Source organism: Streptomyces sp. NPDC016459 (assembly GCF_040632845.1).
In the GTDB taxonomy this organism is placed as follows: Bacteria; Actinomycetota; Actinomycetes; order Streptomycetales; family Streptomycetaceae; genus Streptomyces.
This window is the reverse complement of the sequence record NZ_JBEYCR010000001.1, coordinates 618,859-644,059: the sequence shown is the minus strand read 5'-3', so window position 1 is coordinate 644,059 and position 25,201 is coordinate 618,859. Positions and strand designations below refer to the sequence as shown.

Sequence of the window (25,201 nt, the reverse complement as noted above, 5' to 3'; positions counted from 1 at the left end):
CCGGCCGGAGGATCACCCGGCCGGCGCGTGTGCTTGACGGGAATGCGGCCGCCCCTGTCCGCGCGGCCGACCCGGCATCGGCGGCGGACAGGGGCGGGAGCGGCTCAGTACGTCAGGATGCCCGGGTCCGACACTCCCGGCGTGCCCGTCTCCACGTGGCCCGCCAGGCGGCGGAGGTAGTCCGCGTTCGACGGGGTCGTGACCGTCACGTCGTACCAGCGGCCCGAGGCGCTCAGGGGGACGGTGTGGGCGACCGTCGCGCCCTTCGGGACGGACACCGTCTGGGGGGCGCCGGCGTAGGCGTTCCTCACCGTCAGGGTGACGGCGGCCGGGGTGGCGTTGGTGAAGGTGAGGTCCAGGTTGCCCGTGGTGGCGTTGTGGCGGGCCGTGACCTCCGGGGTCACCGTTCTGCCCGGGGAGCGGAAGCGGCGCAGGAAGCCGTTGGGGCCGTGGACCGTGAGGTCGGTGAGGCCCTTCGAGTACGTCGTGTTCCAGGTGTCCGAGAGGGACTTGTTCGCTTCGGTCGTGTACGTCCACGGCGCGTCGGTGCGGTTCGCCGACGTCACGTAGAACTGGGCGCCGGCGGACGGGCCGCCGCTCAAGGTGAGGCGGTAGACGCCCGCCGTGGTGTCCGCTGCCCCGTCCACGTAGGGGGCGTACTTCAGCGGGCGGGTGCGCTTGCCGCCCGGCTCCTGGCGGGGCATCGTGCCGACGGCCGGGGCGGTGGCGAGGAAGTCGGGGTGGCGGGCGCGGTCCGGCGGGTAGTAGCCGTCGGTCGGGGGCAGCGGGGCGGCCTGGGTGTCCGTGCGCGTGAAGTCGAAGGCGGAGGTCAGGTCACCGCAGACGGCCCGGCGCCACGGGGAGATCTGCGGCTCGTGGATGCCGAAGCGGCGCTCCATGAAGCGGATGACCGAGGTGTGGTCGAAGGTCTCGGAGCAGGTGTAGCCGCCCTTGGACCAGGGTGAGACGACGATCATCGGGACGCGGGGGCCGAGGCCGTACGGGCCCGCGACGTAACCGGTCTTCCCCGGGAAGTGGTCGAGGGCGGTGGGCGTCGTGGAGAGGCCCTGGGCGGCGGAGGCGGGGACGTACGGCGGGACGACGTGGTCGAAGAAGCCGTCGTTCTCGTCGTAGGTGATGAACAGGGCGGTACGGGCCCACACGTCCGGGTTCGAGGTGAGTGCGTCCAGGACCTGCGCGATGTACCAGGCGCCGTAGTTCGACGGCCAGTTGGAGTGCTCGGAGAAGGCCTCGGGCGCCGCGATCCAGGAGACCTTCGGCAGTCGCCCGGCCTGGACGTCGGCGCGGAGGTCGTCGAGGTAGCCGTCGCCCTTCGACACGTCCGTGCCCGTGCGGGCCTTGTCGTACAGCGGGTTGCCGGGCTGGGCGTTGCGGTAGGTGTTGAAGTAGAGGAGGGAGTTGTCGCCGTAGTTGCCCCGGTAGGCGTCGTTGATCCAGCCCCAGTGCCCGGCGGCGTTCAGGCCGTCGCCGACGTCCTGGTAGACCTTCCAGGAGACGCCGGCCGCTTCGAGGCGCTCCGGGTACGTCTTCCAGCCGTATCCCGCCTCGGCGTTGTTGAGGACGGGGCCGCCGCCCGTGCCGTCGTTGCCGGTGTGCCCGCTCCAGAGGTAGTAGCGGTTGGGGTCGGTCGAGCCGATGAACGAGCAGTGGTACGCGTCGCAGACCGTGAAGGCGTCGGCGAGCGCGTAGTGGAAGGGGATGTCCTCACGGGTGAGGTACGCCATCGTGGCCGGGGTCTTGGCGGCGATCCACTGGTCGTACCTGCCCTTGTTGAAGGCCTTCTGCCCGCCGGCCCAGTCGTGGTTCAGGCCCTGGAGGAACTCCATGCCGAGGTCGTCGCTCGGCGGCCGGAAGGGCAGGGTGACCTTTCCGGCGTTCGCCTGGTTCCAGACCGACTTCCCGCTGGGGAGGGTGACGGGACGCGGGTCGCCGAAGCCCCGTACGCCCTTCATCGCCCCGAAGTAGTGGTCGAAGGAACGATTCTCCTGCATGAGGACGACGATGTGCTCGATGTCCTGGATCGTGCCCGTGGAGCCTTGCGCGGGGATGGCCGCGGCCCGCGCGATGCTCTCGGAGAGCATCGCGAAGGCGGCGGTGCCGCCCGCGAGTTGAAGGAACCGGCGACGGTCGAGGTCGGCCATGGGGGAGTTCTCCTCCGGTGAGTACGGGCACGGGTCGGGGTGCGCGTGCGGTGGCCGGGTGCCTTCCCGGCGAGCGCCCCAAGGACAGCGCCCGCGGGTCACCGCCCGGCGGCCGTCCCATGACTGCCCGCGGTACGGCGGGCGAACCCCCCGTGCCGCTGTGTGAAAGCCCCGGTGCGCGCGGGCGCATCGGGGCTTTCACATGAGAGGAGAACTCTTCCGCTCTTCCGCTGTTCAGCCGTCTCGCTCTTCCGGCTGTTCGGCCTTTCGGCTCTCCGGCTGATCGACCGTGCGGCTGCTGCGCCGGACGGTCACTCGACGACGAGGTCGACCTTGATGTTGCCCCGGGTCGCCTTCGAGTACGGGCAGAACGCGTGGGTCTTCTTCAGGAGGACGGCGCCCGCCTCGCCCTGGAGGTGGTCCGGGAACTCGGCGCGCATGACGACCGAGAGGCCGAAGCCGCCGTCCGCCGGGTCCTTGCCGATGGAGACCTCGGCGGTGATCGAGGCGTCGGAGATGTCGATCTTCTCCTGGCGGGCCACCACGCCCATCGCGCTGGCGAAACAGGCCGCGTACCCGGCGGCGAAGAGCTGCTCGGGGTTGGTGCCCCGGCCGTTGCCGCCGAGGGCCTGGGGGTGGGCGAGGGGGAGGTCGATGTGGCCGTCGGAGCTGACGGCGCGGCCCTCGCGGCCGTTGGCGGTGGCGACTGCGGTGTAGATCGCGTCCATGGTTCTTCCGTTCCTGTCCTCGGGGTGCCCCGGTGCTGTCGGCGGGGCCGGTGCCGTGGCGGCTAGCCTCTATTGATAGCGCACTATTCAGTTGTGCACAACTCAATGGCGCGTGAGTTGTCCTCGCGTATCCTGAACGCATGGAGACGCTCGACACGGTCCCGGACGAGGAGTTCCTCCGGCTCGACCACCAGATCTGCTTCTCGCTGCACGCCGCGACCCGTGCGTTCAACGGCGTCTACCGCGATGCCCTCAAGGAGCTGGGACTCACCTACCCCCAGTACCTCGTGATGCTCGTCCTCTGGGAGCACGGCGAGCTGCCCGTGAAGGGCATCGGTGAACGTCTCCGGCTCGACTCCGGCACCCTGTCGCCGCTGCTCAAGCGCCTGGAGGCGGCCGGATGCGTCGAGCGGCGCCGCAGTCCCGAGGACGAGCGGTCCGTCACCGTGCGCCCCACCGCCGAGGGAGCCGCGCTGAAGGCGAAGGCCCGCGCCGTGCCGCGCCGGATCGCCGCCGCCACGGGCCTCGACCTGGAGGAGATCCGCGATCTGAGGGAACGGCTCGATGCCCTCGCCGTCCGGCTCGACGGCGTCGACCCGGACGACCTGGCGCCCTGCGGCCAGAGCGAGCCCCGCACACCGCCGCACCCTGCGGGACGAGCCCGCACCGTCCCCAAACCGTAAGGATCAACAGCCCACCGCGCCCCTATACTCTCCCCATGCCCGACGACATCACCATCCGGCGCGCCACCGCCGACGACGCCAAGCGGCTCACCCGGCTCGTCCGGACCTCCCGGGCCTATCGGGGGGACTACGCCGCCATGGTCGACGGGTACCGGATCGGCGGGTCGTACATCGAGCACCACCCCGTCTTCGTCGCCGTCGACACGACCGACCGCGTGCTCGGGTTCTACGCGCTCCTCGTCGACGAGGCCGAGCTCGACCTCGCCTTCGTCGCCGACAGCGCCCAGGGCCTCGGCATCGGGCGGCTGCTCATGACGCACATGACCGGGCAGGCCGGGGCCGCCGGACTGCGGACCGTGCGTGTCGTCTCGCATCCCCCCGCCGAGGAGTTCTACCTGCGGACCGGCGCCGTCCGCACCGGGACCGTGCCGCCCACCGGACACGTCCACTGGGACCGCCCCGAGCTGCGGTACGAGATCGCGTGACCGCCACCGAAGAGGCCCAGGGCCGTCGCAGGCTCTTCGCCGACCTGACCCCGCTGCGGACCTCCCCGCACTACCGCCGCCTCTGGTTCGGGAGCACCGTGTCCTGGGTCGGCCAGGGCATGACGACGCTCGCCGTCTCCCTGCAGGTGTACGACATCACCCGCTCGCCCTTCTCCGTCGGGCTCGTCGGTCTGTTCTCCCTGGTGCCGCTCGTCGTCTTCGGCCTGTACGGCGGCGCCATCGCCGACACCGTCGACCGTCGCAAGCTCGGTCTCGTCAGCGCCTGCGGCTCCGCCGTGCTGTCGGCCGCGCTCGCCGCCGCCGCGTTCGCCGGCTTCCACCGGGTCTGGTTCCTGTACGCGATCGTCGCCCTCCAGGCCGTGTGCGCCGCGCTCAACGCGCCCGCCCGCTCCTCGATGATCCCCCGGCTCCTGCCGCCCGAGCAGCTGCGCGCCGCCAACGCGCTCAACTCGATGGTCACGACCTTCGGCATGCTCGTCGGGCCCGGCCTCGGCGGCCTGATCGTCGGGCTCGCCGGCTACCAGACCGCGTATCTGATCGACGCCCTCGCCTTCTCCGCGAGCCTGTACGCGATGTGGCGGCTTCCGCCGATGCTGCCTGACCGGGCGGGGAGCAAGAGGGCCTCGGTCCTCGACGGGCTGCGGTTCCTCGCCACCCGCCCCAACCTGCGCATGACGTTCCTCTCGGACTTCTGCGCGATGATCCTCGCCCACCCCCGGGCCCTGTTCCCGGCCATTGCCGTCCTCTGGTACGGCGGTGACGCGAAGACCGCCGGACTCCTGGTGGCGGCCCCCGCGTGCGGGGCGCTCCTCGGCGGGGTCCTCTCCGGCTGGCAGGGCCGTATCCGCCACCACGGGCAGGCCATCCTGATCGCCGTCGCCTGCTGGGGCACCGCCATCGCCGCCTTCGGGCTGACCCGCAACCTGTGGCTCGGGCTGTTCCTGCTCGCCCTCGCGGGGTATTCCGACACCGTCTCGATGATCTTCCGGAACACGATGATGCAGGTCGCCGCCCCGGACGAGATGCGAGGCCGGCTCCAAGGCGTGTTCATCGTGGTCGTCGCGGGCGGACCGCGGCTCGGTGACTTCCTCGCGGGCTCGGTCGCCGACCTCACCTCGCCCGCCGTCGCCGTGACGGGCGGCGGAATCGCCTGTGTCCTCGCGGTCGGCGTCCTCGCCGCGTACGGGCGCGGCTTCCGTCGGTACGACGCGCTCGACCCGACTCCGTGAGCAATTCTCCCCGAACGGTACGTCCTGTTCTGGCGGTTCGCCGCCACGGCGCATAACCGCCAGCAGCGACCGGAGCCAACTCCCCTCTCCAAGGCCGAGACTCCTCGCGGAACCGGAAAACACCCCCGACCCCGGGTCCGCGAGGAGTGCGAACGATGACGTCGAGGTCCACACCCTTCGACAGAGGGAGGGCCGCGCTGCTCGCCGCGGGCGTCTCCCTCGTGCTGCTCTCGGCCGGGCAGACCGCCGCCGCCGGGACCACCACCCCCGCCGTGCCGGACACCTTCAAGGCTGCGGCGAGCGCCACCGTCACCCTCGTCACGGGCGACCGCGTGACCCTCACCGACCTCGGCGGCGGACAGCAGACCGTCACCGTCGACCGGGCCGAGGGCGCCACCGGCGCGATACGCAGCCGGATCACCGACGGCCGGGTCACCGTCGTCCCCGACGAGGCCCGCCCCTACCTGGCCTCCGGCGTGCTCGACCCGCGCCTCTTCGACGTCACCGGCCTCGTCGAACAGGGCGTCACCGGCGAACTCCCGCTCATCGTCACGTACGGCGGCCGGAACGCGCGGTCCGCCGCCCCCGCCCCGCGCGGCGCCGAGACCGTCCGCGCCCTCCCCAGCATCGGCGGCGCGGCGGTCACGGCCACCGACCCCGCCGCCTTCTGGCGCGGATTCACGGCCGCTCCGAACGCCCGCGCCGCCACCGCGCCCGCCAAGGTCTGGCTCGACGGCCGGGTCGAGGCCGCCATGGCCGAGTCCAACGCCCAGATCGGCACCCCGAAGGCCTGGGAGGCAGGGCTCACCGGCAAGGGCGTCAAGGTCGCCGTCCTCGACACCGGCGCCGACCTCGGCCACCCCGACCTCGCGGGCCGGGTCACCGAGTCCAGGTCGTTCATCGAAGGCCAGGAGGTCGCCGACCGCGGCGGCCACGGCACCCACGTCGCCTCCACCGTCGGCGGCAGCGGCGCGGCCTCCGACGGCAAGGAGAAGGGCGTCGCCCCCGGCGCCACCCTCGCCGTCGGCAAGGTCCTCAGCGACGAGGGCTCCGGCTCCGAGTCGCAGATCATCGCCGGCATGGAGTGGGCCGCCAAGGACATCGACGCGAAGATCGTCTCGATGAGCCTCGGCTCCCGCGAACCGAGCGACGGCACCGACCCCATGGCCCAGGCCGTGAACACGCTCACCGCCGAGACCGGCGCCCTCTTCGTCATCGCCGCCGGCAACTCCGGCGCCCCCGGCTCCATCGGCTCGCCCGGCGCCGCCGACTCCGCGCTCACCGTCGGCGCCGTCGACTCCGCCGACCAGGCCGCGTACTTCACCAGCCAGGGCCCCCGCTTCGGCGATCAGGGACTCAAGCCCGACCTGTCGGCCCCCGGCGTCGACATCCTCTCGGCCCGCTCCCAGCTCGTCGAGGGAAGCGGCCTCTACACCTCGATGAGCGGTACGTCGATGGCGACCCCGCACATCGCCGGTGTCGCCGCGCTGCTCGCCGAGAAGCACCCCGACTGGACCGGCCCGCAGCTCAAGGACGCGCTGATGTCGTCGTCGAAGACGCTCGACGCCTCGCCGTACGCGCTCGGCTCCGGCCGGGTCGACGTGGCCGCCGCGATCTCCGCGCACATCACCGCGACCGGCTCCGCCGACCTCGGCTTCGTCGCCTGGCCCTACGCGACGGAGCCGGTCACCAAGACCGTCACCTACACCAATTCCTCCGACACGGCCGTCGAGCTGGAGCTCGCCGTGGAGGGCATGCCCGCCGGGGTCGCCGCCCTCGCCGACACCACCCTCACCGTCCCCGCCCACGGCTCCGCGAGCACCACCGTCACCGGCGACGGCTCCAAGGCGCCCGTCGGCCGGTCGTCCGGCCGGATCACCGCGACCGCCGGCGGCGCGCCCGTCGCGCACACCGCGCTCGGCATGGTCAAGGAGGAGGAGCGCTACACCCTCACCGTCCACGTCAAGGACCGCGACGGCGCCCCCGCCCCCGCCTTCCTCGGCGTCCAGAAGCTCGCGAAGGACGAGGACCCCTTCCCGGCGACGGTCGGCGAGTCCGGCACCCTCGAACTGCGCCTCAGGCCCGGCACGTACACCGTCGACACCTTCCTCGACGTGCGCGGCTCGCACGGCGCCGACTCCCTCGGTCTCGGCTTCCTCACCGAGCCGGAGATCACCCTCGACCGCGACCGCGAGATCACCCTCGACGGGCGGCAGCTGCGCGAGATCCGTGCCGAAGTCCAGCAGCGCACCGAGACCCGGCAGCTCCTGATGGAGTTCGACCGGGACGCGAACGGCGCCTCCTACGGCGGAGCCGTCCAGGTCCCGCCGCTGTACGACTCGATCTTCGCGGCGCCCACCCGGAAGCCCGCCACCGGCACCTTCGAGTACCGGACCGTGTGGCGCCTCGGCAAGCCGACGCTGGAGACGACCGTCGACGGCACCCGGCTCTCCGGCGCCACGCCGCAGGCCGGGGCGACGCTCCTGGAGGGCCGCCACCGCCTCGGCCTCGTCGACGCGGGCACCGGCACCCCCGCCGAGTACACGGGGAAGGACGTCACCGGGAAGGCCGTCCTCGTCCGGCTGACCGACGGCGCCGACCCGGTGCGGCTGGCCCAGAGCGCCCAGGACGCGGGCGCCAAGGCCCTGTTCGTCACCGACGACCGGCCGGGCCGCCTCATGGAGTGGTTCGGCACCGCCGACTACGAGGACCGGCCGCTCGCCGTCGCCACCGTCGACTCCGCCGACGCCCGCCGGCTCGCGGCCGGCGCGGCCCGAGACAAGCGCGTCGACCTGACCGGCACCCGCTTCACGCCCTTCACCTACGACCTCTCCGAGGGGCACCCCGGCGCCATCGGCAGGGACCTGGTCTACCGGCCCGACGAGGACGAGCTGGCCACGATCAGCTCCACCTTCCACGCGCCCACCGGACGCACGGAGCAGGGCGGCGAGTTCCGCTACTCGATCACCGACACCTTCCCGGTCGGCTTCGGCTTCAAGGAGCACATCTCCTTCCCGGCCGAGCGCACCGAGTACGTCTCCACCGGCACCGGCCAGCGCTGGCACGAGTCCGTCGACCTGGAAGACTCCCTGGAGCAGCGCGGCGGCACCCCGTCCTACCGGGGCGGCAGCCGGGTCGACCTCGACTGGTTCGGCCCCGTCTGGCACCCGTGGCTGGGCACCGGTCTCGGCTGGGGCCAGCAGCGCACCGGCAACGACCTGACCTTCAACACCCCCGGCTGGGGCGACTCCGGCACCGACCACACCGGCTTCGGCAACGTGTGGAACGACGACTCGATGACCCAGTTCACCGAGGTGTACGTCGACGGCGTCCGCGTCGACCGCAGGATGAGCTCCGGTGCCTACGCCTGGGACGCCCCGGCGGCGGAGGCCACGTACAAGGTCGTCACCGAGACCGCGCTCGACGCGGACCGCTGGCGGCTCGGAACCGAGGGCCGCAGCGAGTGGACCTTCCGCTCCGCCGAGACCCCGTCCGACCGGATCACGTACCTCCCGATGCTCAACCTCGGCTTCGACGTGGACACCGACCTGCACGGTGACGTCCGCGCCGGGGGCAGGCTGCCCGTCGGGATCTTCGCCGAGTACGTCCGGGGCGCGACCGGCACCGGCACCATCGGCGGCGCCACCCTGGAGGTCTCCTACGACGAGGGCGCGACCTGGACGAAGGTCGCCCTCAGGAAGGCCAGGCACGGGGCCGCCTGGAACGGCGAGCTGCGGATCCCCTCCGGCGCGGACTCCGTCTCGCTGCGGGCCGGGGCGAGCGACGACCGGGGCGGCGCGGTGAAGCAGGAACTGATCCGCGCGGTCGGCGTGAGGTAACCGAGAGGCACCGAGGCCGGGCCCGCCCCGCGAGGAGGGACCCCGCCGGCCGGGCCCCCTCCCCGCGAGGAAGGACATCGAGGCCGGCCCCCTCCCCGCGAGGAGGGGGTCCGGCCCTCGCGTGTTCACCCCGCTCCCGGAAGCGCCTTCTTCAGGACCTTGCCCATGTCGTTCCGGGGGAGCGCGTCCAGACAGCGCACCACCCGGGGCCGCTTGTGCGGGGCGAGGAGCCGCGCCACATGGTCGGCGAGCTCCGCCGCCGCCGGAGGCGTCGAAGGGTCCATCGGCACCACCCAGGCCACGATCCGCTCGCCCAGGTCCGGGTCCGGTTCCCCGGTGACGGCCGCCTCGCGGATGCCGGGGTGGTCGAGGAGCGCGTTCTCGATCTCGCCCGCCCCGATCTTGTAACCGCCGCTCTTGATCAGGTCCGTCGCCTTGCGGCCCACCAGACGCACCGCGCCGTCCGCCTCGCGGACCGCCATGTCGCCGGTGCGGAACCAGTCGCCGTCGAAGGCAGCCGCCGTCGCCTCCGGGCGCCCGAGATAGCCGGAGAACAGGTTCGGGCCCCGCACCTGCACCTCACCGACGGTCTCCCCGTCGTACGCCCCCAGCACCGAACCGTCCTCGTCCACCAGCCGCAGCTCCACCCCCGCGAGCGGAGGCCCGACGGTCCCCGGGCGCGGCCCTGCGCCCGGCCGCACGCTCGTGTTCATGAGCGTCTCCGTCATCCCGTACCGCTCCACGACCGTCCGGCCCGTCGCCGCCGCGATGCGCTCGTGGTCGTGGACCGGGAGGGCCGCCGACCCCGAGACGAGGAGCCGCGCGCCCGCCATCGCCGCGACCAGCGCCGGATCGTCGGCCAGCGCGTCCGCGAGCCGGTGGTACATGGTCGGTACGCCGAACAGCACGGTGCCGCCCCCTGCGCCCAGCTCCCGCGCCACTCCCTCCACCGAGAACGCGCCCAGGTGCCGGACCTCGCCGCCCCGCCGCAGCGGCCCCAGGACCCCGAGGATCAGCCCGTGGACGTGGAACAGCGGCAGCGCGTGCACGAGGACGTCGTCGGCGGTCCAGGACCAGGCCTCGGCGAGCGCGTCCAGCGAGGAGGCGACGGCCCGCCGGGACAGGACGACGCCCTTCGGCGGCCCCGTGGTGCCCGAGGTGTAGACGATCAGGGCGGGGGACTCGGGATCAGCCGGCCCCGTGGGAGCGGGACCGGCCGGGCCGGTGAGCTCCACGTCGATCCGGGGAAGCCCCGCGAGACCCTCGGGCAGCTCGTCCCCGGGCCCCGCGAGGACCGCCCCGGGCGCGCTGTCCCCGAGGATGTGCGCCAGCTCCCGCTCGCCCGTCCGCGGATTGAGCGGTACGGCGGGCACGCCCGCGAGCAGGGCGCCGACCACCGCGACCGCGGTGCGCGCGGTCGGCGTGGCCCAGACGGCGACCCGCCCCGCGCCCCCGATCCGGGCCGCGAGGGCCCCGGCGGCCCGCGCCAGTTCCTCGTAGGTCAGGCTGTCCGCGCCGCAGCGAAGCGCGGGCCGGGCGGAAGGGGCCGCAAGGGCCGGGAAGAGCGCACTCACCGGTCGTACTCCTCGGGTCGGGGTCGAGGGTTGCCGGAGGCATTCTGCCGGGGCGTCAGGGCCGGCCGGCCGTGACCTTCGTCGCCTCCTGCGTCGGCTCCCCGCCGTCGGGCCGGATCGCGCGCATCCGCCCGTACGCGTACACACAGCCGGCGAGCGCGAGGTCGGAGAGGAGCATGAAGCCGATCGAGTACGAGTCCTTGGCGCTGTAGATCGCGCCCATCACCAGCGGCGGCAGGAAGCCGCCGAGCCCGCCCATCGCGCCGACGATCCCGGTCACGCTGCCGACCTTGGCCTGCGGGGTCACCTGGGAGACCAGCGCGAAGACGGAACCGCTGGCCGTACCGAGACCGGCGGCCATCACCAACAGGGCGACCGTGCCGCCGGGGTTCAGCGGCGGGTCGAAGGCCTGGACGATCGCGAAGAGGGCGACCACGCCCAGTGCGCAGGCCGTGACGACCGCCGGGTGCAGCCGGTCCGAGAGCCAGCCGCCGATCGGCCGGAAGACCACGGTGACCAGGGCGAACCCGGCGGCCTTCGTCCCCACATCCGTCGGGTCCAGCTCGTACCAGGTCTTCAGATACGTCGGCAGGTAGACGCCGAACGCGACGATGCCGCCGAAGCCGATCGCGTACAGCGCCGACAGCTCCCACGTCACCCGCAGCCGGCCCGCCGAGGCGAGCCGGGTCCCGAGGGACGCCGAGGGCACGGGCCGGTCGGGCCGGTCCGTGATGAGGAACATGGCGAGCACGGCGTACGCGGCGAGCGCGACGGCCACGACGATGAACGGCAGGTTCTCGCCGTGCTCGGCGATACGCGGGGTGAAGTAGCCGGAGAGCGCCACACCGCCCATGCCCATGCCGAACACCCCGAGCGCCAGACCGCGCTTCTCCGGCGGGAACCAGGAGTTCACCAGCGGGATGCCGATGGCGAACGTGGTGCCGCCCAGGCCGAGGAGGAAGCCGACCACCAGCATCAGGCCGTAGCTGTCCTTGACCACGATCAGCAGCAGCACCGGGATGATCGTCAGCGCCGAGACGATCGGGAACATCACCTTCGCCCCGTACCGGTCGGTCAGCGCCCCCGCCGGGATGCGGCCGACGGAGCCGACCAGGACGGGGACCGCCACCAGCAGCGACTGCTGGAAGGAGCTCAGTTCGAGCCGGTCGCCGTACCAGCTCGCGAGCGGCGCGATCAGGTCCCACGCCCAGAAGGTGAGCGTGAAGCCGATGGTGGCCATCGCCAGGTTGCGGTAGGCGGCCGCTGTCGGGGGAGTGGTCTCGGAGGTCACCCCTCCAGTGAAGATCGACACGGGTGCGGCGGCGCGCCGGACTGCTCCGTACGGGTGCGCGCACGGCGCCCCGTCCGGGGCCCTCCGTCCGCGTCGTGCGGCGGCCGCCCACCTGTCCGTTCCTACGGCCAGGTCACCACGGTCGGCGGGGTGCCGTCGTCCTCCACCCGCAGGCGGGCACCCTCGTTCCCGGCCGACACCTCGACCGTGATCGCGCCGACGCCGGACCGCCGGTGCGCCGCCGCGAGCGCTCCGCGCAGGACGGCGAGGAGCCGCCCCGCCGTCTCCTCGTCCACCAGGGCGTCCACCGCCCCGGCGAACTGCACGGACGGCTGGAAGCCGAGCAGGACCGCGGCCCCGCCGGTCTCGCGCAGCACCTTCCCCCGGAAGGACGTCGGTGCGTCGGCGGGCGGCTGCTGGAGCGCGAAGATGGTCGTACGGACCTCCTGGATCGTCGAGTCCAGCTCGTCCACCGCCCGTTCGAGCAGCGCGTTCTCGTCCGAGGAACCGGCCGCACGCCGCCGGGTGGACTCCAGCATCATCTCCGTGGCGAACAGCCGCTGGACGACCAGGTCGTGCAGGTCCCGCGCGATCCGGTCCCGGTCCTCGAACACCGCGAGCAGCTCCCTGTCGTGCCGCGCGTCCGCGAGGACCAGGGCGAGCGCCGCCTGCGAGGCGAACTGCGAGGCGAGCAGCCGCTCCACCGCGCTGTACGGCTGCCCGCCGCGCCGCCGGGGGAGGGCGAGGGTGCCGATGAGCTTCCCGCCGCTCTGCAGCGGCAGCATCATCGACGGGCCGAACCGGGACCGGACGTGAGTGGTCATCCGGGGATCGGTCGCCGAGTCCTCGACGAACACGGGCTCCCCGCCGAGCAGCTGCGCCAGGACGGGGGAGCCGGGCGCGATCGCGGTGCCGACCAGATCACCCGGGTCGTCCGTGGTCGACGCGGCGACGATCTCCATGCCGCCCTCCGGGGTGGGCTGGAGGACCACCCCGGCCGAGGCGCCGGCGAGGATGCGGGCCCGCTCGGCGACGGTCATCAGGGCGTTCGCGGCGGACGCGCCGGTGAGCAGGGCCGTGGTCACCGCGGCCGCGCCCTCGATCCACCGCTCCCGCTGGCGCGCGGTCTCGTACAGCCGGGCGTTGCCGATGGCGATCCCGGCCTGCGAGGCGAGGACGCGGAGCAGGGCGAGGTCCTCCTCGGTGAAGGGGCCCCCGCGCTTCTCGGTGAGGTACAGGTTGCCGAAGACCTCGGTGTGGACCCGGATGGGGACGCCGAGGAAGGTGCGCGTCTCCGGGTGCCCCGCGGGGACACCGGAGGAGCGCGGGTCCGCCGTCAGGTCGTCGAGCCGCAGCGGCTGCGGGTCCTGGACCAGGACGCCGAGCAGCCCGCTGTGGCCGTCGGGGAGACGGCCGATCCGCTGCCGGTCCTCGTCCGTCATGCCGGAGGTGAAGAGCTCGGTGATCCGGCCGCGCTCGGGGTCGACGACCCCGAGCGCGCCGTGGCGGGCCCCGGTCAGCTCGGTGGCGGAGTCCACGATGTGCTGGAGGGTGGTGCGGAGTTCGAGATCGGTGCCGACGCCGAGGACCGCTTCGAGCAGCATGGGCAGCCGGGGCGTGTCCGGGTCCGCGTCCGTGTCCTCATCCATGATCGTCATGGTCTCATTGTCGTACGAATCATGAGGTTTCGTCGGCTTGTGTCCCCTCTCGGTCCGCCGCTCGGACCCCTCAGTCCGCTCGACTCCCTCAGTCCACTCGGCTTTCTCGGCCCACGCGGCTCTCCTCGGCGAGCGGGTCCCGCTCCGACAGCGGGTCGAGGACCATCGGCTGGACCTTGCCCTCCAGCATCGCCCCGAGGCCCAGGATCGCGCAGACGTCCGGGCGTTCGGCGATGTGCACCGGCATGCCGGTCGCCGCGCGCAGCATCTGGTCGAGCCCCGGCAGCAGCGCGCTGCCGCCCACCATCATGATCCCGCGGTCCGCGAGGTCGGCCACGAGATCCGGCGGGCAGTCCCGCAGCACCTTCCCGATCCCGTCGAGCACCGCCGTCAGCGGGGTGTGGATCGCCTCCCGTACGGCGGCGGTGTCGACGGTCACCGAGCGGGCCAGGCCCGTGGCGACGTCCCGGCCGTGGATCTCGGTCCAGGCCGGACCGTGGGGCGTCAGACCGTTCCCGCTGAGGGCCAGCTGGAGCGGGCGTACCGACTGGCTCGGCAGCATCAGCTCGTGGTGGTGGCGCAGGTGCTGGATGACGGCGTGGTCGATGGCGTCACCGCCGACCGGCATCCGCTCCGCCGTGACGATCGCGCCGAGCGAGAGCACCGCGACCTGCGTGGTCGCCGCCCCGCAGACCATGATCATCGTCGCGGTCGGCTGCTCCACCGGCAGCCCGCAGCCGACGGCCGCCGCGATCAGCGTGTCGACCAGCTCGACCCGGCGCGCCCCGAGACCGACGAGGGTCTCCACGGCGGCCCGCTGCGCCAGCGGGTCGCTGTCGTGCGGGGTGCAGGCGGCGGCCCGCAGCCGGGGCTTGCGGCGCAGCTGGCGGCGGAGCTTCTCGCCGAGGAGATGACGGAGCATCCGCTGCGCCATCTCGATGTCGACGACCGTGCCGCCCGACACGGGCCTGACGACCCGGATGTAGTCGGGGGTGCGGCCGGTCATCTTCTCGGCCAGCGCGCCGACGGCGATCAGCGCTCCGGTACGGGTGTTGACTGCGGCGACGCTGGGCTCGTCGACGACGAGTCCGGCGCCCTTGACGAAGACCCGGGTGCGGGCGGCACCCAGGTCGACGGCGACATGGCAACGACGCAGCTGCTCAAGGCTGACGGTCACGACGGATCCTCCGGAGTGCGGTGCTGGCACGGGCGAGGTGTTTCGCGGTCCTGGTGGAATCGTCCGGCCGTCCGGGGCGCGGCGCGCGCTGGGATGCGCCGCCCGGGGCCCGGCCCCGCGCGGCCTCCGGGTCGTACCGAAGCGGGAGAATCGCGACGCACCGCCGCCGACCTGCGGCTTCCTCACAGGATCCTCACGTCCGCGCCTACCTGTGGCCGTGCCGGGCCGCATAGCCTGCGGGGCCCATGGACTACTGCCACGCGTGCCGGCGGCATCTCAACGGGGCCCTCGCCTGTGCCGGGTGCGGGACTCCCGTCGAGGAGCTGCGGTACGAGACCCCCCGCACACCCGCCTGGACACCCGTCCAGCAGGCCCCTCCGGCCGAGCCGGCGCCCCCGTCCGTACCGGGCCTGCCGGTGCCGTCGGCCCCGTCGGCGCAGCCCGTGCGGCCGGTCGAACCCGTGCCGCCGGTCGAACCCGTGCGGCCGGTCGAGCCCGAGCACGTCTACGAACTCGACTACGAACTCGACGTCGTCGAGCCGCCGGGTCGCGCGACCGGTGGCCGCCGTGCCGCCCGGGGCCGCTCCGGCGACCCGGGCCGCCGCGCCGCCGGTGGGCGGTCCGCCGCTCGGGGGAGCAGGCGGGCGCGGGGCCGCCGGGGCCGTACGGTCCTGGTCGGGACGCTGGGTCTGGTGCTCGCCGCCGGCTCGCTGACCCTGGCCCGCATGGCCTTGGAGGAGCCGGAGGCGCTGGGCGCCGCCACGGTCGTCGAGGAGCAGGAGGTCCCCGAGGTCACGGTCTCCCCGGAAGCCGTCGAGAGCGCCGACCTCCCGGACGGCTCGGGCCCCTCCCCGGTCTCGCAGACACCGACGCGCCCCCGCCGAGTGAGCGCGGAATCGGGCACGGGGCCGGGTGCGGGCGCCGGCTCGGCCGCGAGCGCGGACTCCGGCGCAGGCTCGGGTCCCGAATCCGCGACGGGGGCGGGTACGGGGCCCGGGACCGGATCCGGTACGGGGGACGGGGGCGAGGGCGCTCCCGCGGAGTCGCCCTCCCCGCCCTCCACCGATCCGGCGTCGCCGTCGTCCACCCCCACCGCGACGGCGTCCGCCACGGAGAGCGGGGCGACCCCGTCCCCCACGTCGACGACCGGCGGTCCCGCCCCGTCGACGACCGCACCGACGCCGACCGCCACCCCCACGCCGCCGAAGCCGGAGCCGACCTGCAGCTACTTCCTCTGGTGGTGCGTCTAGGGCTTCTCCGGGCCGACCCGTCAGGCCTCGCCCAGCATGCGCTTCAGGAGGTCCCGCAGGAGCGTGCGCTCGACGTCGGTCAGCTCGCCCAGCGGCTCGCGGGCGAAATCGAGGGACTCGCGCAGCCGGCGGGCCGTGTCGCGGCCCTGCTCCGTGGGGACGGCAAGCTTCACGCGGCGGTCGGCCGGGTCCGGGCGCCGCTCCACCAGGCCCCTGGCCTCCAGGCGATCCACTATCCCGGTGATGTTGGACGGCTCGCACTTCAGCTTCTTGGCGATGCGGCGCATCGGCAGCGGGTCGAGCGAGAGTAGGCCGAGGACCCGGGCCTGGGCGCCGGTCAGCGAGTGCTGCGCGGCAGCCTGCTCGTACTCCTCGTAGTAGCGCGCCACGACGGAGCCGATCAGCTCGACGACTTCGACGGTCAGCGGGTCCGTGCGTGAGGGAGCCATGGGATACATCCTACCCAGATACTTGACAACATGAAATATCGAGGCGCATGGTTGTTTCAGGTAGTTAATCTTTTGTGATCTCAACCTTTTCCGGAGGCCGTGCTCATGTCCGTTCTTCCCGCGTCCAGCCGTGAGTGGCACCTCGTCGTCCGGCCGCACGGCTGGCCCGCCCCCACGGACTTCGCCCTGCGCGAGACCCCGGTCGCCGAGCCCGCCGAGGGCCGCGTCCTCGTGCGCAACCTGCACTTCTCGGTCGACCCGTACATGCGCGGCCGGATGAACGACGTGAAGTCGTACGTCCCGCCGTTCAAGCTGGACCACCCCATGGACGGCGGCGCGGTCGGCGAGGTCATCGCGTCGAACGCCGAGGGATTCGCCGTCGGCGACCACGTCCTGCACGGCCTCGGCTGGCGCGAGTACGCCGACGTGCCGGCCCAGCACGCGACCAAGGTCGACCCGGAGCTCGCCCCCCTCTCCGCCTACCTCGGCGTGCTCGGCATGACCGGCCTCACGGCCTACGCGGGCCTCTTCGACGTCGCCTCCTTCAAGGAGGGCGACGCGGTCTTCGTCTCCGGCGCCGCCGGTGCCGTCGGCAGTCAGGTCGGCCAGATGGCGCGGCTCAAGGGCGCCTCCCGGGTCATCGGCTCCGCCGGCTCCGACGAGAAGGTCAAGTGGCTCGTCGAGGAGCTCGGCTTCGACGCCGCCTTCAACTACAAGGACGGCCCGGTCAAGGACCAGCTCCGCGAGGCCGCCCCGGACGGCATCGACGTCTACTTCGACAACGTGGGCGGGGACCACCTCGAAGCCGCGATCTCCTCGCTCAAGGTGCACGGCCGCGCCACCATCTGCGGCATGATCGCGCAGTACAACGACACGGAGCCGGTGCCCGGCCCGCGCAACATGGCGATGATCATCGGCAAGCGGCTGCGGCTCCAGGGCGTCCTCGTCGGCGACCACTACGGCCTGCAGCAGCAGTTCGTCCAGGAGGTCGGCGGCTGGCTCGGATCCGGTGAGCTGAAGCACCGCGAGACCTTCGTCGAAGGCATCGAGAACGGCGTGGAGGCGTTCCTCGGTCTGCTGCGCGGCGACAACACCGGAAAGATGATCGTCTCGGTGACCCGTTAGTCTTCCCTCAGCCGTCGCGATCGTGGGCGCGAGTCGCGGCGAACCCATGAAGGAAGTACCACGCATGTCGATCCAGCACTCCGACGTCGTCTACACCGCCGTCGCCACCGCCGAGGGCGGGCGTGACGGCCGTGTCGCCACCGACGACGGTCAGCTCGACCTCGTCGTCAACCCGCCCAAGGTCATGGGCGGCTCCGGTGCGGGCACCAACCCCGAGCAGCTCTTCGCGGCGGGCTACAGCGCCTGCTTCCAGGGCGCCCTCGGTGTCGTCGCCCGCAACGAGAAGGCCGACATCTCCGGCTCGACCGTCACCGCCGAGGTCGGCATCGGCAAGAACGACGACGGCTTCGGCATCATCGTGAAGATCTCGGCGACCCTTCCGAACGTGGACGCCGAGACGGCCAAGAGCCTGATCGAGAAGGCCCACCAGGTCTGCCCGTACTCCAAGGCGACCCGCGGCAACATCACGGTCGAGCTCACCGCCTGAGTCCGGACCCGCAGGACCGCACGAGGACCGCATCCCGCCCGGGGTGCGGTCCTCGTCGTCTACCCGTGGCACCGGCGCCGGGCGCCCGGCCCGCCCGTCACCGTCCCCGATAAAGTGGCCCCATGCGTGATCTCGGGGTGGGTTTCGGGTACCTGGTAAAGGGCCAGAAGTGGGTCGGTCGGCACGGACGGTGGTTCGGCTTCGGGCTCCTGCCCGGACTCGTGACCCTCGTGCTCTACGCGGGCGCCCTCGTCGGCCTCGGCTACGGCGCCGACGACCTGGCCGCCTGGGCGACCCCGTTCGCCGACGACTGGTCCTCGCCGTGGCTCGGCGCCCTCCGCGGCACCCTGACCGCGCTGGTCTTCGTCTTCGGGCTCTTCCTCGCGGTCATCACCTTCACCGCCGTCACCCTGCTCGTGGGCCAGCCGTTCTACGAGTCCCTCTCGGAGGCGGTCGACCGCAGCGAGGGCGGCGAGGTGCCCGAGTCGGGGCTGCCGCTCTGGCGGGAGCTGCTGATCTCGGCCCGTGACAGCCTGCGGGTCCTGCTGCGGGTGGCGTTCTACGGCATCCTGCTCTTCGCCTGCGGTTTCATCCCGGTGGTCGGCCAGACCGTCGTGCCCGTCATCGGCTTCTGCGTCTCCGGCTTCTTCCTCACCCAGGAGCTGACGTCCGTCGCGCTCCAGCGCCGGGGCGTCGAGTTCAAGGAGCGCCTCGCGCTGCTGCGCGGCCGCCGGACGGCCGTCCTCGGCTTCGGTGTCCCGCTGACCCTCTCCTTCCTGGTGCCCCTCGTCGCGGTCTTCCTGATGCCGGGAGCCGTCGCGGGCGCCACCCTGATGGCCCGGGACCTGCGGGGCGAGACGGCCGGCGACGACGACCGGAACGACCTCTTCCGGAAGAGCGGTCACGCAGGCGGCAACCTTCCTTCCTCCGGTGGCGACCAAGGGGTGCACCACTTCCCCCACTGAAGGAAGAAACACCCATGACGTCACACAAGCGGAAGACCGGCCGCCGGCGCGCGGTCATCGGCGGCCTGAGCGCCCTCGGCATCACCGGGGCGGCCGTCGTCACCGCCACCCTGCTCGCTCCTGCGGGCGCCGCGAGCGCGGTGGCCGCCTGGCCGCAGGCGAAGGGCAGCAAGCCGGTCCCCGCGAGCATCGAGTTCTCCGGCACGTACGACGGCAAGCTCCAGCGCCACTACGGCACCGGTGCGCTCGGCTCCGACGGCCAGGACGAGAGCCAGAAGCCCCTCTTCGTCCTCAAGGACGGCGCCGTCCTCAAGAACGTGGTCATCGGAGCGCCGGCCGCCGACGGGGTCCACTGCCTGGGCAGCTGCACCCTCCAGAACGTCTGGTGGGAGAACGTCGGCGAGGACGCCGCCACCTTCAAGGGCACCTCGGCGTCCTCCGTGTACGCGGTCCACGGCGGCGGCGCGAAGAGCGCGTCCGACAAGGTCTTCCAGTTCAACGGCGCGGGCAAGCTGGTCGTGAACAAGTTCCAGGTCTCCGACTTCGGAAAGCTGGTCCGCTCCTGCGGCAACTGCAAGAAGCAGTACCCGCGCACGATCGTGATCAACGACGTCGACATCACCGCACCCGGCACGTCGATCGTCGGCGTCAACGCCAACTACGGCGACACCGCGAGCCTGCGGAACGTCCGCGTCCACGGCGACCCCAAGAAGAAGATCAAGCCGTGCGTCCGCTTCACCGGCAACAACACCGGAAAGGAGCCGAAGGAGATCGGCACCGGCCCCGACGGCACCACCTGCCGCTACTCGGCCGGAGACCTCTCCTACGACTGACGGTACGTCCGACGGTGACGACGGCCCGTACGTCCGGCGGCCATGACGGCCGGTGCGACGGCCGGTGCGACCGTCGACACGGTTGACGGGACGGCGGCCGCCCGGTCCTCCTCGGGCCGGGCGGCCCGCTCAGCCGACCTCGGCGAGCGCGAAGCCCGGCCCGTCGGTCCCCGCGTCCGCGATCCGCACCCCGCCGGGCCCCCAGGCCCCGGCCCCGCCGCAGCCGACCCCGTCCTCGTTGGGCCCCAGGACGTTGCCGAGCACCACGTACAGACCGAAGTCCCGGGCTCGCACCGGATACACCTTCTCGAACGAGTCGTTGTCGACGGAGAGCACCGAACTCGCCAGGTAGACCGCGCAGCCGTCGGCCGCGGCACGCTCGGCCAGTTCCGGGAAGCGGTTGTCGTAGCAGGTGGCCAGGGCGAACCGGACGCCGTCGAGCGTGAACCGCCCGTCGGCGGTGCCCGGCGCGAAGACCTCCCGCTCGATCCCGTACAGATGCCGCTTGTCGTAGCGGGTGAGGAGCGAGCCGTCCGGGCCGATCACCAGCGTGGCGAGCCCCGGGCGCGAACCGGGCGTCCGCACCGGCCCGTTGACCACGGCGACCGCCGAGACCGCGCGGCAGGCCTCCCGTACGGGTTCGAGGCGGGGGTCGTCCTCGGAGAGCACGAGCCCCGGAGCGTCCCGGATCAGGGTCGGCTCGTACCCGCTGAGGCACAGCTCGGCGAAGACGACCACCCGGGCGCCCCCGGCCCCGGCGTCCCGGACCAGACCGGCGACGGTCCGCACGTTGGCGTCGATGTCCCCGGCGACCGGGGCGAACTGGGTGGCTGCGACGATCATGGCCCCATCATCCCGCGCCCCCGGCGGTGCCGGAATCCGGGCCCCGGCCCCCGCCGCCGTACAGCAGCCGCAGGAAGTCGCGGAAGGCGGTCGGCATGTCCACCGCCGCCGGGTCCAGGAGCCACTGGTACTGGAGGCCGTCCATCACGGCCGTCAGGAGCGGGGCGGCCCGCTCGGGGGTCAGGCCGCCGGGCAGCCGCTCCCCGAACTCCAGGCGCAGCACACGCGCCATGTTCGCCCGCACCTGCGCGTACCGCTCGGTGAAGAAGGCGCGCGCCGGGTGCTCGTCCGTGACGCTCTCGCCGAGCAGCGCGGAGAAGGTCTGCACGATGCCGGGCCGCATCGCGTTGTACTCGACGAGGGACTCCAGGAGGTCGAGCCGCCAGCCCTCGGGGTCCCGGCCGCCGCTCGTGTCCCAGCGGTCGCGCTCCTCCAGGACGGCGACGAGCAGCGCCTCCTTCGTCGGGAAGTAGTGCAGGAGTCCCTGCTGCGTCAGCCCGACCCGCTCGGCGACGGAGGCGAGGGTGGCGCCCCGGTAGCCGCGCTCGGCGATCACCTCGAGGGTGGCGCGCAGGATGTCCGTGCGCCGCTCCTCGCTCCTGGCCCGCACCATCGCCGTGGTCCCCTTCCGCGTCCGCGTTTCCGACAGGACCGTACCCCTTCCCTACGTAACAAAACGATAACCTTACCTACCGATCTACAGGTAGGTGGGGGCACGATGACCGCATCGGGGTCACCAGTACGTCAACGAGGAGGTACGGCCATGACGGAGACCGGCGCGGACACGGCACGCGAAGAGGTCGTCGAGGCGGCACTCGCCAAGCTCGACCTGGACACCAGGACCCTGCTGCTCGCCGGTCAGGACATGTGGTCCCTGCCCGCCCTGCCCGAGATCGGCCTGAGGTCCCTGGTCATGTCGGACGGGCCCGTCGGCGTCCGCGGTGTCCGCTGGACCGCCGACGACCCGTCCGTCGCCCTGCCGTCCCCGACCGCGCTCGCCGCCGCCTGGGATCCCGCCCTCGCCCGCCGCGCCGGCCGCCTCCTGGCCCAGGAGGCCCGCCGCAAGGGCGTCCACGTCCTGCTCGCGCCCACCGTCAACCTGCACCGCACCCCGCTCGGCGGCCGCCACTTCGAGACCTACAGCGAGGACCCGCTCCTCACCGGAGCCGTCGGCACCGGCTACGTCCAGGGCGTCCAGGACGGCGGCGTCGGCACCACCGTCAAGCACTTCGTCGCCAACGACGCCGAGACCGACCGCTTCACCGTCGACAACAGGATCGACCCGCGCCCGCTCCGCGAGCTCTACCTCGCCCCCTTCGAGGCCATCGTCGAGAACGCCCGTCCCTGGGGCATCATGACCGCCTACAACGGGGTCAACGGCGTGACCATGACCGAGCACCGCCACCTGGTGAACGAGGTGTTGCGCGGCGAGTGGGGCTTCGACGGCGCCAACGTCTCCGACTGGATGGCCGCCCGCTCCACCACCGGCGGCATCGAGGGCGGCCTCGACGTCGCCATGCCCGGCCCCGTCACCGTCTACGGCGAGGCCCTCGCCGCCGCCGTCCGCGCCGGCGAGGTCGAGGAGTCCACCGTCGACACGGCCGTACGCAACGTCCTGCGGCTCGCCGCCCGCGTCGGCGCCCTCGAAGGAGCCCCTCCGGTCGTCACCGAACCCCCGGCCGTGATCGACGGCGACGCCCTCGCCCGCGAGATCGCCCGCCGCGGCTTCGTCCTCGTACGGAACGAGAACGACGCCCTGCCGCTGAGGCCCGGTACCGTCGCCCTCTCCGGCGCCGCCGCCCGTGACGCCCGCGTCCTCGGCGGCGGCTCCGCCCAGGTCTTCCCCGAGCACGTCGTCTCCCCGCTCGACGGTCTCACCGCCGCCCTCCCGGAAGGTGCTCTGACCTTCACCGTCGGCGCCGACCCCAGCGACGAACTCGCCCCCGCGGACCAGGGATTCACCCTCCGCGCCCGCTGCCGCGACGCCGAGGGCCGACTCCTCGGCGAGGGGTCCCTGCCCAACGGGCAGGTCCAGTGGATCGGCGACGACCTGCCGGCCGGCGTCACCCACGAGGTCCTCGCCTCCGTCGAGGTCGTCGGCACCTTCACCCCGCGCGAGACGGGCACGCACTCCTTCGGCACCCGGGGCCTCGGCGGTTACACCCTCACCGTCGCCGGCCGGACCGTCTTCGACGGCGTCCAGGCGATGGGCCCCGAGACCGACCCCTTCGAGGCGTTCTTCGGCTCCCCGGTCGAGCGGGCCAGGGTCGGGCTCACCGCCGGCGAGACCGTCGAGGTGTCCCTGCTCCACACCCTGGACAAGGAGTTGGCGACCCCGCTGCCGGCCGTCATGTTCTCCTTCGTCCACCTCGGTCCGCGCCGTGACCCCGACGAACTGATCGCCGAGGCCGTCGAAGCCGCCCGCGCCGCCGACACCGCCGTCGTGGTCGTCGCCACCACCGAACGCGTCGAGTCCGAGGGCTTCGACCGCACCGACCTCGCCCTCCCCGGACGCCAGGACGAGCTCGTACGGGCCGTGGCCGCCGTCAACCCGAACACGGTCGTCGTCGTCAACGCCGGCTCCCCGGTCGAACTGCCCTGGCGCGAGGACGTCGCCGCGATCCTGCTCACCTGGTTCCCCGGCCAGGAGGGCGGCGCCGCCCTCGCCGACGTCCTCACCGGCGCCGAGGAGCCCGGCGGCCGCCTCCCCACCACCTGGCCCGTCACCCTCGCCGACGTCCCCGTCGCCGACGTCACCCCCGTCGCGGGCGAACTCGCCTACAGCGAGGGCCTCTTCATCGGTTACCGCGCCTGGGACCGGATCCAGGAAGCCCCCGCGTACGTCTTCGGCCACGGCCTCGGCTACACCACCTGGTCGTACGACTCCCTCGTCGTGGGACCGGAGGCGGCCACCGTGCGGATCACGAACACCGGCGACCGGCCCGGCCGCGAGGTCGTCCAGATCTACCTGGCGCCGCGCACCCACGGTCCCGACCGCCCCCATCGCTGGCTGGCCGGCTTCGCGAGCGTCGAAGCCGGACCCGGCGAGACCGTCGAGACGCGGATCGCGCTGCCCCGCCGCGCCTTCCAGATCTGGGACGAGGAGACGAACGGCTGGACCCTCGTCCCCGGCACCTACGAGGTGCGGGCCGCCCGCTCCCTCAGCGACACCCGCCTGACCGCCACCCTGGAGCTCTGACCTCCCGACGGGCCCCGGATCGGCCCCGGGGCGGCACCTGACAACCGCCCCGGGGCCCCTCACTCCTCCGTGATCCGCCGGTACGCCAGCTCCGCGAGCCGCGCCTGCCCGTCCTTGCTCGGATGGAACCAGTCCCACGGGCTCAACTGCCCGCCGTCGAAGCGGAAACCGAAGACCGCCCCGCCGTCGTACCGGCACCGCGCGTCCTTCGCGCAGACATCCCTCAGGACCGTGTTGTACGCGACCACCCGCTCATGGACCGTGGTCCGCCGCCGCTCAGCCGCCGGACCGAGGTCCGTCGCGTCCGCCAGCATCGAGCCGCAGATCCCCAGCTTCCACACTTCCAGCCCCTCGGGGATCAGCCGCCCCGTCGACCACAGGTGCTTGAGGTCGGGCACGCTCGCCACGTACACCTGCGCCTTCGGGGCGCCCTTGCGCAACCGGGCGAGCGCCGTCTCGAAGGACGAGCGGAAATCGGCGACCGGGGTCATGAGATCCGGGGTGGGCCGGCAGGCGTCGTTCGCGCCCATCATCACCGTCACCAGCTCGGGCTTCTCGGCCGCCGCCGCGGCCATCTGCTCCGGAAGCTCCGCCATCCGGGCGCCCGTCCGCGCCAGGTTCCAGCTGCGGGTGGCCACCCCCGCCGGGCCGAGGAGGCGCAGCGCCAGACTGTTCACCGTGGTGTCGGTGCCGGTCGCCCAGGACACCTCCGGACAGTCCGCGAGGACGTCGCAGGCGTCGAACGCCCGGGTGACGGAGTCGCCGACGGCGGCGACGGAGGCGGGGGAGACGTCCCACAGGGGTTCTCGTTCGGGTGCCGGCTTCGGCGTCGGCCGCGTCGTGGCCGCCCTGGTCGCGTCTTCGGCCGCGGGCTCTCCCGAGGTGCAGCCGGACAGGACGCCCCCGCACAGCAGAGCGGCCGTCGCGGCCGCGACGGCGCTACGGAATCGGCGTCGGCCACGCATCCCCGGCCCCTCCTTCGGCGTCCTGGCGAGTGAAAGCTTGGTGTTCACCCGGCCTCGGACCGACCGTACGTCACACCGACGCCGGTGCGGCACGGTAGCTTTTCCCCCGTCGAACCAGAGGCGCCTTTGCCGACCGGCTCCGGTAAATTACATCACGTCACATGCTGTCCCCTTTTTAAGGGTTTGCGATGTTTTGAGTCTGATGATGTTTACTGAGGCCGCTGGGAAAGGCGAACCT

Annotated in this window: 20 protein-coding genes; 10 read left to right on the top strand and 10 right to left on the bottom strand. The window is 72.8% G+C overall.

The genetic code is table 11. The annotated features are described in order from the left end of the window. Positions 1-104: 104 nt before the first annotated feature. Together ABZ567_RS02940 and ABZ567_RS02935 are read right to left on the bottom strand one after the other, a co-directional pair. Positions 105-2,162, bottom strand: a complete 2,058-nt coding sequence (locus tag ABZ567_RS02940) for a phosphocholine-specific phospholipase C (protein ID WP_360783908.1) — start codon at positions 2,160-2,162, stop codon at positions 105-107. A gap of 311 nt (positions 2,163-2,473) precedes the next feature. Beyond that, positions 2,474-2,890, bottom strand: coding sequence for an organic hydroperoxide resistance protein (locus ABZ567_RS02935; protein ID WP_360783906.1), 417 nt, complete (start codon positions 2,888-2,890; stop codon positions 2,474-2,476). A 140-nt stretch (positions 2,891-3,030) separates the two neighbouring features. On the opposite strand from ABZ567_RS02935, the gene ABZ567_RS02930 reads away from it, so the two are divergent. The 4 genes from ABZ567_RS02930 (at position 3,031) to ABZ567_RS02915 (ending at position 9,147) form a co-directional block, all read left to right on the top strand. Then, positions 3,031-3,573: a MarR family transcriptional regulator gene (locus ABZ567_RS02930; RefSeq protein WP_360783903.1), complete on the top strand. Its 543-nt coding sequence runs from the start codon at positions 3,031-3,033 to the stop codon at positions 3,571-3,573. Between the two features lie 35 nt (positions 3,574-3,608). Then, entirely contained in the window at positions 3,609-4,058 is a 450-nt protein-coding gene (locus ABZ567_RS02925; RefSeq protein WP_360783900.1) for a GNAT family N-acetyltransferase, read from the top strand. Further along, complete coding sequence (locus ABZ567_RS02920; protein WP_360783897.1) at positions 4,055-5,308, top strand: MFS transporter; 1,254 nt, start codon at positions 4,055-4,057, stop codon at positions 5,306-5,308. Before ABZ567_RS02925 ends, ABZ567_RS02920 begins: the two co-directional genes overlap by 4 nt. Before the next feature lie 155 nt (positions 5,309-5,463). Beyond that, the gene (locus ABZ567_RS02915) at positions 5,464-9,147 is read left to right on the top strand and encodes a S8 family serine peptidase (protein WP_360783895.1); all 3,684 of its coding nucleotides are present in this window, start codon (positions 5,464-5,466) and stop codon (positions 9,145-9,147) included. 125 nt (positions 9,148-9,272) lie between these two features. Here ABZ567_RS02915 and ABZ567_RS02910 read toward each other — a convergent pair whose 3' ends face one another. From ABZ567_RS02910 to ABZ567_RS02895, 4 genes are all read right to left on the bottom strand, one after another. After that, positions 9,273-10,721, bottom strand: a complete 1,449-nt coding sequence (locus ABZ567_RS02910; RefSeq protein WP_360783892.1) for an acyl-CoA synthetase — start codon at positions 10,719-10,721, stop codon at positions 9,273-9,275. 55 nt (positions 10,722-10,776) lie between these two features. Further along, complete coding sequence (locus tag ABZ567_RS02905) at positions 10,777-11,961, bottom strand: MFS transporter (RefSeq protein ID WP_360785009.1); 1,185 nt, start codon at positions 11,959-11,961, stop codon at positions 10,777-10,779. Positions 11,962-12,134: 173 nt separating this feature from the next. Next, positions 12,135-13,670 carry a GAF domain-containing protein gene (locus tag ABZ567_RS02900; RefSeq protein ID WP_360783890.1) on the bottom strand — a complete coding sequence of 512 codons (1,536 nt, stop codon included), beginning with the start codon at positions 13,668-13,670 and terminating at the stop codon, positions 12,135-12,137. Positions 13,671-13,758: 88 nt separating this feature from the next. After that, positions 13,759-14,847: a rod shape-determining protein gene (locus ABZ567_RS02895; RefSeq protein WP_360783887.1), complete on the bottom strand. Its 1,089-nt coding sequence runs from the start codon at positions 14,845-14,847 to the stop codon at positions 13,759-13,761. A 245-nt stretch (positions 14,848-15,092) separates the two neighbouring features. Here ABZ567_RS02895 and ABZ567_RS02890 point away from each other — a divergent pair, with 245 nt between their 5' ends. Further along, on the top strand, positions 15,093-16,097 hold the full coding sequence (locus tag ABZ567_RS02890) for a hypothetical protein (RefSeq protein WP_360783884.1): 1,005 nt from the start codon (positions 15,093-15,095) through the stop codon (positions 16,095-16,097). A 20-nt stretch (positions 16,098-16,117) separates the two neighbouring features. Here the strand turns inward: ABZ567_RS02890 and ABZ567_RS02885 are convergent, their stop codons facing one another. Then, positions 16,118-16,546, bottom strand: a complete 429-nt coding sequence (locus tag ABZ567_RS02885; RefSeq protein WP_360783882.1) for a MarR family transcriptional regulator — start codon at positions 16,544-16,546, stop codon at positions 16,118-16,120. 105 nt (positions 16,547-16,651) lie between these two features. On the opposite strand from ABZ567_RS02885, the gene ABZ567_RS02880 reads away from it, so the two are divergent. The 4 genes from ABZ567_RS02880 to ABZ567_RS02865 all read left to right on the top strand — a co-directional run bounded on the left by ABZ567_RS02880 (position 16,652) and on the right by ABZ567_RS02865 (position 19,956). Further along, entirely contained in the window at positions 16,652-17,671 is a 1,020-nt protein-coding gene (locus ABZ567_RS02880) for an NADP-dependent oxidoreductase (protein ID WP_360783879.1), read from the top strand. A gap of 64 nt (positions 17,672-17,735) precedes the next feature. Then, on the top strand, positions 17,736-18,158 hold the full coding sequence (locus tag ABZ567_RS02875) for an organic hydroperoxide resistance protein (RefSeq protein WP_360783876.1): 423 nt from the start codon (positions 17,736-17,738) through the stop codon (positions 18,156-18,158). Positions 18,159-18,280: 122 nt separating this feature from the next. Further along, positions 18,281-19,123 (top strand): EI24 domain-containing protein, encoded by an 843-nt coding sequence (locus ABZ567_RS02870; RefSeq protein ID WP_360783873.1) that lies wholly within the window; start codon positions 18,281-18,283, stop codon positions 19,121-19,123. Between the two features lie 14 nt (positions 19,124-19,137). Next, positions 19,138-19,956, top strand: a complete 819-nt coding sequence (locus tag ABZ567_RS02865) for a pectate lyase (protein WP_360783870.1) — start codon at positions 19,138-19,140, stop codon at positions 19,954-19,956. 129 nt (positions 19,957-20,085) lie between these two features. Here ABZ567_RS02865 and ABZ567_RS02860 read toward each other — a convergent pair whose 3' ends face one another. Beyond that, positions 20,086-20,799, bottom strand: a complete 714-nt coding sequence (locus tag ABZ567_RS02860) for a carbon-nitrogen hydrolase family protein (protein WP_360783867.1) — start codon at positions 20,797-20,799, stop codon at positions 20,086-20,088. A 7-nt stretch (positions 20,800-20,806) separates the two neighbouring features. Then, the gene (locus ABZ567_RS02855; RefSeq protein WP_360783864.1) at positions 20,807-21,412 is read right to left on the bottom strand and encodes a TetR/AcrR family transcriptional regulator; all 606 of its coding nucleotides are present in this window, start codon (positions 21,410-21,412) and stop codon (positions 20,807-20,809) included. Between the two features lie 150 nt (positions 21,413-21,562). Here ABZ567_RS02855 and ABZ567_RS02850 point away from each other — a divergent pair, with 150 nt between their 5' ends. Next, positions 21,563-23,998 carry a glycoside hydrolase family 3 C-terminal domain-containing protein gene (locus tag ABZ567_RS02850; RefSeq protein WP_360783861.1) on the top strand — a complete coding sequence of 812 codons (2,436 nt, stop codon included), beginning with the start codon at positions 21,563-21,565 and terminating at the stop codon, positions 23,996-23,998. A 59-nt stretch (positions 23,999-24,057) separates the two neighbouring features. Here the strand turns inward: ABZ567_RS02850 and ABZ567_RS02845 are convergent, their stop codons facing one another. Then, positions 24,058-24,963 carry an SGNH/GDSL hydrolase family protein gene (locus tag ABZ567_RS02845; RefSeq protein WP_360783858.1) on the bottom strand — a complete coding sequence of 302 codons (906 nt, stop codon included), beginning with the start codon at positions 24,961-24,963 and terminating at the stop codon, positions 24,058-24,060. Positions 24,964-25,201: the final 238 nt, after the last annotated feature.